The sequence below is a fragment of the Kluyvera fluvialis genome (assembly GCF_059725275.1).
Genome location: NZ_AP046142.1, coordinates 4,198,437 through 4,209,468, shown reverse-complemented (window position 1 = coordinate 4,209,468; position 11,032 = coordinate 4,198,437). Strand labels below are relative to the sequence as shown.

Genomic DNA, 11,032 nt, shown 5'->3' with positions numbered 1-11,032 from the left:
ATGGTGAAGGTGTATGCCCCGGCTTCCAGTGCCAATATGAGCGTCGGGTTTGATGTCCTGGGCGCAGCAGTCACGCCGATTGACGGCAGCCTGCTGGGCGACAACGTATCGGTTGAGGCGGCTGACCGTTTCAGCCTGAAAAATCTTGGCCGCTTCGCCGACAAACTGCCAAGCGAGCCGCACGAAAATATTGTTTACCAATGCTGGGAGCGTTATTGCGAGGAAATGGGTAGAGAGATCCCCGTAGCAATGACGCTGGAAAAAAATATGCCGATTGGCTCAGGCCTCGGTTCCAGCGCCTGTTCCGTGGTTGCCGCGCTGGTGGCGATGAATGAATTCTGCGGCAAACCGTTGGATGAAACCCGAATGTTGGCACTGATGGGTGAGCTGGAAGGGCGCATCTCCGGCAGTGTGCATTACGACAACGTCGCACCGTGCTATCTGGGGGGCATGCAATTGATGATTGAAGAAAATGACATCATCAGCCAGCAGGTTCCTTGTTTCGACGAGTGGCTATGGGTACTGGCGTATCCGGGCATTAAAGTCTCGACGGCAGAAGCGCGGGCGATTCTACCGGCGCAATATCGCCGCCAGGACTGCATTGCGCATGGTCGTCATTTGGCCGGTTTTATTCATGCCTGCTATTCCCGCCAGCCTCTGTTGGCGGCAAAACTGATGAAAGACGTGATTGCCGAGCCATACCGCACCAAATTGCTGCCGGGCTTTAGTGAAGCGCGTCAGGCGGTTGCCGGTATTGGCGCGCTTTCCTGCGGGATTTCCGGCTCAGGGCCAACGCTGTTTGCCCTGTGTGATAAAACGGAAACCGCGCAGCGCGTGGCGGATTGGCTCGGCCAGCATTACCTACAGAATCAAGAAGGCTTCGTTCATATTTGCCGGCTGGACACGGCGGGCGCACGAGTAGTGGGATAACCGATGAAACTCTACAATTTAAAAGATCACAATGAGCAGGTCAGCTTCGCGCAGGCCGTTACTCAAGGGCTTGGCAAGCAACAGGGGTTGTTCTTCCCACTTGATTTGCCGGAATTCAACCTGACCGACATTGATGACCTGCTGACGCAGGATTTTGTCACCCGCAGCGCGAAAATTCTCTCCGCGTTTATTGGCGATGAAATTCCGCAGGAGCAGTTGGCACAACGTATCGCTAACGCGTTTACCTTCCCGGCGCCGGTCAAGAAGGTGCAGGAAGATGTCGGCTGCCTCGAACTGTTCCACGGTCCGACCCTGGCGTTCAAAGATTTCGGTGGCCGCTTTATGGCGCAGATGCTCACCCATATTGCGGGCGACAAGCCGGTGACCATTTTAACTGCGACCTCCGGTGATACCGGCGCCGCTGTGGCACACGCGTTCTACGGCCTGCCGAACGTGAAAGTGGTTATCCTCTACCCGCGCGGCAAAATTAGTCCGTTGCAGGAAAAATTGTTCTGCACCCTGGGCGGCAACATTGAAACTGTCGCTATCGACGGGGATTTCGATGCCTGTCAGGCGCTGGTGAAGCAAGCCTTTGATGATGAAGAACTGAAAGTCGCGCTGGGCCTGAACTCGGCGAACTCTATCAATATCAGCCGCCTGCTGGCGCAGATTTGCTACTACTTTGAGGCCGTCGCACAGCTGCCGCAGGAAGCTCGTAATCAGCTAGTGATTTCCGTACCAAGCGGTAACTTTGGTGATTTGACCGCAGGTCTGCTGGCAAAATCGCTGGGTCTGCCGGTGAAACGCTTTATCGCCGCCACCAATGCGAACGACACCGTGCCGCGTTTCCTGCAAGACGGCAAATGGGCACCAAAAGCGACTCAGGCCACGTTGTCGAATGCGATGGATGTCAGCCAGCCAAATAACTGGCCGCGCGTGGAAGAGCTGTTCCGCCGTAAAATTTGGCGTTTGAACGAGCTGGGCTACGCGGCGGTGGATGATGAAACCACCAAAACGACGATGCGTGAACTCCAGGCGCTGGGTTACACCTCTGAACCTCATGCTGCGATTGCGTATCGTGCCTTGCGTGACCAGCTCCAGCCTGGCGAATACGGCCTGTTCCTGGGGACTGCGCATCCGGCGAAGTTTAAAGAGAGCGTGGAAGAGATCCTGCAAGAAACGCTGCCGCTGCCGAAGGCGCTGGCGGATCGCGCAGATCTGCCGCTGCTGTCGCATAACCTGCCAGCTGACTATGCCGCGCTGCGTAAGTTGATGATGAGTAAAGCGTAATATCTTCGTTTCCCCCTTCCTGAAACGAAGGGGGAAACAGGGAGAAATTATGCAGAAATTCGGCAGGAAAAAAGGAGAAATTCCCAATAAATGCGGGCAGTTAGAATATAGGATTGCAGAGAATAACAACACGGGTTTCGCCGCAGTAAGCTGTTCTTATCGGCCACAATGGCACATCAAGAACGAAGGAGTTACCCATGTTAAAACCTGCGATGTTTGCACTGACAATGCTGCTGGCGGCTCCGGTAATGGTACAGGCCGCTGAGATTACGCTGGTTCCGGCGGTGAAATTACAGATTGGCGACCGGGACAATGGCGGCAATTATTGGGATGGGGGCCACTGGCGTGATCATGGCTGGTGGCAGTCGCATTATGAGTGGCGTGATAACCGTTGGCATCCGCATACTCCGCCGCATGGCGGCAACCGCCGTCACGACGATCGCCACGATCATCGCGGACACGATCGCCAACCACCGAATCACCACTAGAACGTAGGCCGGATAGCATTATCCGGCCAGCCAATGTATTACTGCTCGTGGCGTTTGAATACCCACTCGTCGGCCGTAGAACTTTCCTCATCGAAGAAATAACCATCGCTATTAAACTGAGTCAGTTGCTCCGGTTTGGTCAGGCGATTTTCAATGATATAGCGGCTCATCAGCCCGCGCGCCTTTTTGGCGTAGAAGCTAATTACCTTAAACTTGCCGTTTTTCTCATCAAGGAATACTGGCTTGATGATTCGCCCTTCGAGCGTTTTAGGCTTCACGGAGCGGAAATATTCATCCGATGCCAGGTTGACCACCACGTCATCGCCTTGCTCGTGCAGCGCGGCATTCAAGGTGCGGGTAATTTCATCGCCCCAGAATTGGTATAAATCTTTACCGCGCGGGTTTTCCAGGCGAATGCCCATTTCTAAACGGTATGGCTGCATCAGATCCAGCGGGCGTAGCACGCCGTACAAGCCGGAAAGCATACGCAAATGCTTCTGCGCAAAGTCAAAATCCGCCTCGCTAAAGGTTTCGGCTTGCAGCCCGGTGTAGACATCACCTTTGAACGCTAAAATCGCCTGACGGGCGTTATCTGGGGTGAAATCTGGGTGCCAGTCGTGAAAGCGCGTGGCGTTTAAATCGGCCAGCTTGTCGCTAATCCCCATCAGGGTTTTAATCTGCGGCGCGGAGAGCTTACGCGCCTCCCCAATCAATTGCTGGGAATGTTCCAGCAGTGCGGGCTGGGTATAGCGCGTCGTTGCCAACGGGCTTTGGTAATCGAGCGTTTTAGCCGGAGAAATCAGAATCAGCATATCCAGTCCTTGCAGAAAATTTCACTCAACTTTAACAAAAAAATGGCAGTAAGTGATCGATTGCTGTCATTGGCGCGGCGGTTGATCCCAGCTATCCGGCGCGAGCTGTTGGGCTATTTCCGGGTAATAATCGGGATCGAATACCGGCGTCACACCCAGCTTGCGCTGGCGCAAATAGTCGAGGGCGATAATTCGCACGACCGGAGAAAGCAGCAGCAATGCCGTCAGGTTAGTGAGCGCCATCAGCGCCATAATGACATCCGCAATTTGCCAGACGACCGAAAGGCTCATCAGGCTACCGACCATGACCATTAGCAGCGTGGAGAGCCTCAGCAGCCAGACTGCCCACGGTTTATTCCAGCGTAAAAATATCAGGTTATTTTCGGCGTAAATGTAGTTTGCCACCACCGAAGTAAAGGCAAACAACAGCATGATGATAGCCACAAAGCTGCTGCCCCAGCCGCCAACCAACTCGCTCATGGCGTATTGAATCAACTGAATGCCATCAAGGCTGGTGGCCTTTGTATCGTGTCCGGCTAACAGCACCAATATGGCGCTGGCGCTGGAGATAACGAGGGTGTCAATCAGCACGCCAATCATCTGCACAATTCCTTGTGCCGCCGGGTGAGGGGGGAAAGATGAGGCCGCAGCAGAGGCGTTTGGCGTAGAGCCCATTCCTGCTTCGTTGGAAAACATACTGCGCTGAAAACCACTGGTGATAGCCTGGCTGACGGTGTAGCCCGCCGCGCCAGCAGCGGCTTCCTGCCAGCCAAAAGCGCTACGGATAATCATTTCGAAAATGACGGGTAGCTCAACGATATGCCATAGGCTTATCAACAGGCAGGCTGTAACCCATAACGCTGCCATTATTGGTACCAGCCACTGAGTAATCCGTGCGACGCCTTTGATGCCACGGACTATCACTAACAGAGCAAGCAGAGCCATCACACTTCCGCTTACGCTTTCCGGGATATCGAATGCGTACCGCAAGGCGCGTGCCGCCGAGTTGGCTTGTACGGTGTTGAAAATCAGGCCGTAAGCGAGCAGCAGGAAAAGTGAGAACAATACACCCATCCAGCGCATTCCTAACCCACGAGACATATACCAGGCAGGGCCTCCGCGAAACTGACCGCTGGCGTCGCGCTCTTTGTACAACTGCGCCAGCGAGCATTCGGCGAAGCTGATGGCCATGCCAATAATGGCGGCAACCCACATCCAGAATACTGCTCCGGGGCCGCCAATGGTAATGGCTAGCGCTACCCCCGCGAGGTTGCCGCTGCCGACACGTGAGGCAAGGCTGATGCATAAAACCTGGAATGAAGTCAGACCCCCTTCCCGAGGCTCTAGGCTTCTTTTCAGACTTTTGCTAAACTGACGGAGGTAGCGAAACTGGATGTAGCCGGTTCTCCATGTGAACCAGAGACCACAGCCGAGGAGTAGGTAAATCATTACCGAACCCCACAGTATCTCGCTGATAAAAGATAGGAAATCAGGCATTAAACGTCCTCTTGTCTATGCCGAAATAGAGGGCTGGTGGCGGGAAGCCAGGCTCGCTTCGCACGATTCGATTCAGCCAGTGTAAGCGCTACCATATTGGGGGCAAAGAATAGCAACCCTCAAAGTTTGATGCTTCAGTTTATCATACTCTGCGCTCTCGCGACGTCGGCGGTTGCGCTGAGGAAGGGGCGTGATATTATCGTGTTAGACCGGTTACATCCCCCTAACAGCTGTTTAAAGAGAAACACTATCATGACGGATAAATTGACATCTCTGCGTCAGTACACAACCGTAGTGGCCGACACCGGAGACATCGCGGCAATGAAGCTGTACCAGCCTCAGGATGCGACGACGAACCCTTCTCTGATCCTGGGTGCAGCACAGATTCCTGAATACCGTAAGCTTATCGACGATGCGGTAGCGTGGGCGCGTAGCCAGAGCAGTGACCGCGCTCAGCAGGTTGTGGATGCCACTGACAAACTGGCCGTAAACATCGGTCTTGAAATTCTGAAACTGGTTCCAGGCCGTATCTCCACTGAAGTTGACGCGCGTCTGTCTTACGACACCGAAGCGTCTATCGCGAAAGCGAAACGCCTGATCAAAATGTACAACGATGCGGGCATCAGCAACGACCGTATCCTGATCAAACTGGCATCTACCTGGCAGGGCATCCGCGCAGCGGAGCAACTGGAAAAAGACGGCATCAACTGTAACCTGACGCTGCTGTTCTCCTTCGCACAGGCGCGTGCTTGTGCGGAAGCGGGTGTTTACCTGATTTCCCCATTTGTTGGTCGTATTCTGGATTGGTACAAAGCCAATACTGATAAGAAAGAATACGCACCGGCAGAAGATCCAGGTGTGGTTTCCGTGAGCGAAATCTACGAATATTACAAACAGCACGGCTATGAAACTGTCGTGATGGGCGCGAGCTTCCGTAATATCGGCGAAATCCTCGAACTGGCGGGCTGCGACCGTCTGACCATCGCTCCGGCACTGCTGAAAGAGCTGTCAGAAAGCGAAGGCGCAATTGAACGTAAGCTGGTTTACACCGGTGAAGTGAAAGCGCGTCCGGCACGTATCACCGAGTCTGAGTTCCTGTGGCAGCACAACCAGGATCCAATGGCGGTAGACAAACTGGCGGAAGGTATCCGTAAGTTTGCCATCGACCAGGAAAAACTGGAAAAAATGATCGGCGACCTGCTGTAAGACAGCGTGTTGCATGACAACAGCCCGCTTCTCTTTATTGAGAGCGGGCTGTTTTTTTAATGCGGTTGCGCGGCCAACTCCTCGGCGTTTACGCCGGTCATTTCGATAATGTCGGCAAGCGGTATGCCTTTTTGAAACATCGCCCGCGCAATTTTACGTGAGGCTTCACGTTCGCCCGTTTGCTGTCCTTGCTGTATACCTTGTTGTAGCCCCTGCTGTATTCCTTCGTTACGGCCTTCCTGCTTGAGCTGTTCTGCTAGTGTCATCAGTTCGTCTCCATACCGGGGCGCGCGTTGCGCCAGTTGATACAGCAATTCACGGGCATCCTGCGTTTCTCCCGCTTGTAGCATGTAGTTTACCAGTGCAACCACCTGCTGTCCGCTGATGTGATTCAAGGTTAACAGGCTCGCAAGTTTGTCTAATAGCTGAGCGAGATCGCGCTGGCGAATATGTTTTTGAATCAAGGTGAGCGCCGCCATGCTGCGGTGACGCATGATTTCATCATCGGCAATGACGGTGATATCCACCAACGGGAAACGCTGAGTATAGAGTTGCCCGGCAAGTTTTGAATTAGCAAAGTTATCCAGCCAGTTCATTGAATATGGATACGGACTTTTTCGCCCCTGATAAAACAAAATGGGGATGACCAAAGGCAGTGTGTTATTCCCGGCATCAAGATGGCGCTTCATTGCGGCGATGGCATAACGCATCAGACGAAAGGCCATATGCTTGTCTGGCGAACTTTGGTGTTCAATGAGCACATGAATATAGCCGTCGCCGCAGGTGGTTTTCAGCGAGTAGAGCATGTCACTGAAATAAGGATGCAGGTCATCCTCAATAAAGCTGCCGGATTCCAGGCGCAACGTGTGTAGATCACAAAGGCGCAGCAATGCGGGAGGAAGATGAATAGCAATAAAATCCCGCGCGGTTTCCACGTGTGAAAGAAAGGTCTTAAAGACTAAATCATGAGGCGTTGGTGTTCTGTTTTTCCGCATCCTTTACCCTCCCTGGCAGATAGAGGTAAGGAGTCTGGCACTCACTGTGTTGGCCCGATAGATATTCCTCAATCGGTGAGCTGGTTTTGCGGCGCTCCTCGGGAAACCGCGCCAGATAACCCGTTTGGGGATTTAGTATTGCAATGCATTCACGTGTATTATTCTGCTTAACAGTACAGATTTAATGGAATAATCATGAACACATTACGTATTGGCTTAGTTTCTATCTCTGACCGCGCCTCTAGCGGTGTTTATCAGGATAAAGGTATTCCGGCGTTGGAAGAGTGGCTGGCATCGGCGCTGACGACACCTTTTAAGGTGGAAACTCGCCTGATTCCTGACGAGCAGCCTATCATTGAGCAAACGCTGTGTGAGCTGGTCGATGAGATGAGCTGCCACCTGGTGCTGACCACTGGCGGAACCGGCCCGGCGCGCCGTGATGTTACCCCAGATGCGACGTTGGCAATTGCTGACCGTGTGATGCCTGGGTTTGGCGAACAGATGCGCCAGGTTAGTTTGCACTTTGTCCCAACGGCGATTCTTTCGCGCCAGGTGGGGGTTATCCGCAAACAGGCGTTGATCCTTAACTTACCCGGCCAGCCAAAAGCAATTCAGGAGACGCTGGAAGGGGTTAAAGATGCTGATGGTAAGGTGCTGGTCAATGGTATCTTTGCAAGTGTACCGTATTGTGTACAACTTCTGGAGGGGCCGTATATTGAAACTGACAGCCGAGTAGTAGCAGCTTTTCGTCCAAAAAGTGCACGTCGCGAAACGATCTCCTGAATATAACGCCTTAGTGACATAACCTTTCGCCTCGCTGTTGTGCAGATTTATTTACGGTATAGTAATTTTTAATTTACATATGCCGTAAGGGGCGAAGGTTCCATGTCACACTACGTACGACCTCTCAATCGACAAGATTATAAAACACTCACGCTGGCGGCTCTTGGCGGCGCGCTGGAGTTCTATGATTTCATCATCTTCGTCTTTTTTGCCGCAGTAGTCGGTGAACTCTTTTTTCCCGCCGATATTCCAGAATGGCTACGTCAGGTGCAGACCTTCGGTATTTTCGCTGCCGGTTATCTTGCGCGCCCGCTAGGCGGCATCATCATGGCTCACTTTGGCGACCTTGTCGGGCGCAAAAAGATGTTTACGCTCAGTATCTTGTTGATGGCAGTACCCACGCTGGCTATTGGGCTGTTGCCGACATTTGCCACCGCTGGGCTGGCGGCGCCATTGCTGTTATTGCTGATGCGTATTTTGCAGGGCGCGGCTATCGGTGGGGAAGTTCCTGGGGCGTGGGTTTTTGTCGCCGAACATGTGCCTGAGCGGCGCATCGGAATAGCCTGCGGTACGCTGACGGCGGGGCTGACGGTAGGCATCTTGCTGGGTTCGGTGGTGGCCACGTTGATCAACACGCAACTGACGCCACTGGCTATCCACGATGGTGGCTGGCGTATTCCATTCTTACTGGGCGGTGTCTTTGGCCTGGTGGCGATGTATCTGCGTCGCTGGCTTCAGGAGACGCCTGTTTTCCTCGAAATGCAGCAGCGTAAGGCGCTGGCGCAAGAGTTGCCGGTAAAATCTGTAGTGCTGAAGCATCGCAAAGCGGTGGTGGTATCGATGTTGCTCACCTGGCTGCTCTCCGCAGGGATTGTGGTGGTTATCCTGATGTCGCCAGTTTGGCTACAAAAACAGTACGGCTTTGCCCCAGCGATAACGCTACAGGCTAACAGTATTGCGACGATTATGCTGTGCGTTGGCTGCCTGCTGGCGGGCCTGGCGGTTGACCGTGTGGGGGCCAGCAAAACGTTTATTGTCGGTTGTCTGTTATTGGCGGGCAGTAGCGCAGGGTTTTATCACCTGGCGGGCGCGCACCCCGAATGGTTATTTGTGCTGTATGGTGCTGTGGGATTGTGTGTCGGCGTGGTTGGCGCAGTGCCTTACGTGATGGTTCGAGCTTTTCCGGCGGCGGTTCGCTTTACCGGTATTTCGTTTTCCTACAATGTTTCTTACGCCATTTTCGGTGGGCTGACGCCGATTGCCGTCACCATGCTAATGGGGGTTTCGCCGATGGCTCCTGCCTTTTATATTTTGGCGCTGTCATTACTGGGGATCGCTGTTGGCGTCTGGTTGTGGCGTGAGGAGTGGCATCGAGATGTGGCGGTTGAAGGGGGTTTACAGCAGACGTTGTAACAGACGCGCCCCCCGTTGGGGGCGCGGCAGTGATTAGTGTTTTTCACCAATCGGCAGGACGGTGCGACCGAACTGCTCGTTCAACACTTCACCCATTGCCAGGTAGATAGCGCTCGCGCCGCAGACCAGGCCAATCCAGCCCGCAAAGTGAATCACCGCGCCGTTACCAGTGATGTTGCCGAAAGCCAGCAGGGCAAACAGCACCGTCAGGCTCAGGAACACGAATTGCAGCATACGAGCGGCTTTCAGCGTACCGAAGAACATGAACAGGGTGAACACGCCCCACAGACCCAGATATGCACCGAGGAATTGTGCGTTAGGCGCATCCGTCAGGCCCATTTTCGGCATCAGCAAAATAGCAACCAGCGTCAGCCAGAAAGAACCGTAAGAGGTGAATGCGGTCAGGCCGAATGTATTCCCTTTTTTGTATTCCAGCAGGCCCGCGAAAATCTGCGCGATACCGCCGTAAAAAATACCCATGGCGAGAATGATACCGTCAAGTGCAAAGAAACCCGCGTTATGCAGGTTAAGCAGAATGGTGGTCATGCCGAAGCCCATCAGGCCCAGCGGTGCCGGGTTAGCCAACTTAGTGTTGCCCATAATTCCTCAAATCATCATTTAATGGTGAAGTAATCCCCCCAGAATGGAGGGCGCGGCATGATAATAAGGAGTAAACGGGCTGTCTATGATCTAATACGGGGAAAATGAACTATTTCTCCGTATTTGAACGCCCCATAGCGCTTAAGATGCCCTGGCAATGAGGCGGCGTAGACACGCAATACGCAGAACAGCAGGGATCGTTACGCGATAGGCGTTGCCGCTAACAGCCTTAACGCCGTTCACCGCAGCGCCCACGGGGCCGCCAAGACCCGCACCACGTATCAGCCCGTGGCCGATAACGCTCATGGCGGCATGTTTATGGAGAATGTGGCTCAGTTGGTCGGCTAGCAGGTGTGAGATACCGCTATCAAGGCGGTGATGGTCAATTAACTGCGGCAGCAACAGCTCCAGTTCCATTACTTTCAGTTCGATTGCAGCATAGAACCGCGTTTTTTGTGCCTCATCCATTCGCTGCCAGGCGCGGCGTACAAAGTGTTCCAGCAGGATTTTTTCGATATCCGCTGTGGGCATAGACGTATCTGTTTTAAGGCTCAAACGTTTGGCGACATCGCGGAGGATCGCGCGATACAGCCTGCCGTGACCGCGAATCTTATTGGCGATACTGTCGCCACCAAAGTGCTGAAGTTCACCGGCAATCAACTGCCAGTTGCGACGGTGCTGTTCGGGATGCCCATCCATCGACATAAACAGTTCATTGTGCAGTAGCGCGCTCGACAGACGCCGCTTTCCCTTCTCATTATGCGTGAGCAGTTGGGCGACATGACGGAGTTGTTCTTCACTACAGTGCTGGAGAAAAGCGAGGTCTTCATCATTCAGGTAAGAGACTTTCATTGTCTGGATAGCTTTTGGTTAGAGAATTGTGGTGAGTCGTCGCCGATTGTTTTCAGCGAGGTCATAAAATGCTGAGATCCATTTTATCGCGCGATACTGTGGCGTTCAGTACGCAATTATTTCAAGTTGTGACTTTAACTGATTGAATATAGTTGTATTTCTTATA

11 protein-coding genes are annotated in these 11,032 nt (G+C 53.3%); 6 read left to right on the top strand and 5 right to left on the bottom strand.

Annotated elements, in window-relative coordinates; genetic code table 11:
- The 3 genes from thrB (at position 1) to AC6I4B_RS19885 (ending at position 2,708) form a co-directional block, all read left to right on the top strand.
- Positions 1 to 930: a homoserine kinase gene (gene thrB, locus AC6I4B_RS19895; protein WP_497767638.1), complete on the top strand. Its 930-nt coding sequence runs from the start codon at positions 1 to 3 to the stop codon at positions 928 to 930.
- A gap of 3 nt (positions 931 to 933) precedes the next feature.
- Positions 934 to 2,220 carry a threonine synthase gene (thrC, locus tag AC6I4B_RS19890; protein ID WP_497767636.1) on the top strand — a complete coding sequence of 429 codons (1,287 nt, stop codon included), beginning with the start codon at positions 934 to 936 and terminating at the stop codon, positions 2,218 to 2,220.
- A gap of 197 nt (positions 2,221 to 2,417) precedes the next feature.
- On the top strand, positions 2,418 to 2,708 hold the full coding sequence (locus AC6I4B_RS19885) for a DUF2502 domain-containing protein (RefSeq protein ID WP_497767635.1): 291 nt from the start codon (positions 2,418 to 2,420) through the stop codon (positions 2,706 to 2,708).
- A gap of 38 nt (positions 2,709 to 2,746) precedes the next feature.
- On the opposite strand, the gene yaaA is transcribed toward AC6I4B_RS19885, so the two are convergent.
- Entirely contained in the window at positions 2,747 to 3,520 is a 774-nt protein-coding gene (gene yaaA, locus AC6I4B_RS19880; RefSeq protein WP_497767633.1) for a peroxide stress protein YaaA, read from the bottom strand.
- Between the two features lie 66 nt (positions 3,521 to 3,586).
- Positions 3,587 to 5,017: an alanine/glycine:cation symporter family protein gene (locus AC6I4B_RS19875; RefSeq protein WP_497767631.1), complete on the bottom strand. Its 1,431-nt coding sequence runs from the start codon at positions 5,015 to 5,017 to the stop codon at positions 3,587 to 3,589.
- 252 nt (positions 5,018 to 5,269) lie between these two features.
- Between AC6I4B_RS19875 and tal the strand changes: the two genes are divergently transcribed.
- Positions 5,270 to 6,223 (top strand): transaldolase, encoded by a 954-nt coding sequence (tal, locus tag AC6I4B_RS19870; RefSeq protein ID WP_497767630.1) that lies wholly within the window; start codon positions 5,270 to 5,272, stop codon positions 6,221 to 6,223.
- Positions 6,224 to 6,279: 56 nt separating this feature from the next.
- Here tal and AC6I4B_RS19865 read toward each other — a convergent pair whose 3' ends face one another.
- Positions 6,280 to 7,218, bottom strand: coding sequence for an Rpn family recombination-promoting nuclease/putative transposase (locus AC6I4B_RS19865; RefSeq protein WP_497767628.1), 939 nt, complete (start codon positions 7,216 to 7,218; stop codon positions 6,280 to 6,282).
- 195 nt (positions 7,219 to 7,413) lie between these two features.
- Between AC6I4B_RS19865 and mog the strand changes: the two genes are divergently transcribed.
- Together mog and AC6I4B_RS19855 are read left to right on the top strand one after the other, a co-directional pair.
- Positions 7,414 to 8,001 carry a molybdopterin adenylyltransferase gene (gene mog, locus AC6I4B_RS19860; protein ID WP_497767626.1) on the top strand — a complete coding sequence of 196 codons (588 nt, stop codon included), beginning with the start codon at positions 7,414 to 7,416 and terminating at the stop codon, positions 7,999 to 8,001.
- Positions 8,002 to 8,103: 102 nt separating this feature from the next.
- Positions 8,104 to 9,414: an MFS transporter gene (locus tag AC6I4B_RS19855; RefSeq protein WP_497767625.1), complete on the top strand. Its 1,311-nt coding sequence runs from the start codon at positions 8,104 to 8,106 to the stop codon at positions 9,412 to 9,414.
- A gap of 33 nt (positions 9,415 to 9,447) precedes the next feature.
- On the opposite strand, the gene satP is transcribed toward AC6I4B_RS19855, so the two are convergent.
- A complete protein-coding gene (satP, locus tag AC6I4B_RS19850) occupies positions 9,448 to 10,014 on the bottom strand; it encodes an acetate uptake transporter (RefSeq protein ID WP_497767624.1) in 567 nt (188 codons plus the stop codon).
- A 141-nt stretch (positions 10,015 to 10,155) separates the two neighbouring features.
- Positions 10,156 to 10,866 (bottom strand): acidic protein MsyB, encoded by a 711-nt coding sequence (msyB, locus tag AC6I4B_RS19845; RefSeq protein WP_497767622.1) that lies wholly within the window; start codon positions 10,864 to 10,866, stop codon positions 10,156 to 10,158.
- Positions 10,867 to 11,032: the final 166 nt, after the last annotated feature.

Bases quoted from the DNA above. Each gene is read 5' to 3' on its own strand.
- satP (WP_497767624.1), bottom strand. From the start codon at position 10,014: ATGGGCAACACTAAGTTGGCTAACCCGGCACCGCTGGGCCTGATGGGC.
- AC6I4B_RS19875 (WP_497767631.1), bottom strand. From the start codon at position 5,017: ATGCCTGATTTCCTATCTTTTATCAGCGAGATACTGTGGGGTTCGGTA.
- tal (WP_497767630.1), top strand. From the start codon at position 5,270: ATGACGGATAAATTGACATCTCTGCGTCAGTACACAACCGTAGTGGCC.
- AC6I4B_RS19865 (WP_497767628.1), bottom strand. From the start codon at position 7,218: ATGCGGAAAAACAGAACACCAACGCCTCATGATTTAGTCTTTAAGACC.
- thrC (WP_497767636.1), top strand. From the start codon at position 934: ATGAAACTCTACAATTTAAAAGATCACAATGAGCAGGTCAGCTTCGCG.
- msyB (WP_497767622.1), bottom strand. From the start codon at position 10,866: ATGAAAGTCTCTTACCTGAATGATGAAGACCTCGCTTTTCTCCAGCAC.
- mog (WP_497767626.1), top strand. From the start codon at position 7,414: ATGAACACATTACGTATTGGCTTAGTTTCTATCTCTGACCGCGCCTCT.
- AC6I4B_RS19855 (WP_497767625.1), top strand. From the start codon at position 8,104: ATGTCACACTACGTACGACCTCTCAATCGACAAGATTATAAAACACTC.
- yaaA (WP_497767633.1), bottom strand. From the start codon at position 3,520: ATGCTGATTCTGATTTCTCCGGCTAAAACGCTCGATTACCAAAGCCCG.
- AC6I4B_RS19885 (WP_497767635.1), top strand. From the start codon at position 2,418: ATGTTAAAACCTGCGATGTTTGCACTGACAATGCTGCTGGCGGCTCCG.
- thrB (WP_497767638.1), top strand. From the start codon at position 1: ATGGTGAAGGTGTATGCCCCGGCTTCCAGTGCCAATATGAGCGTCGGG.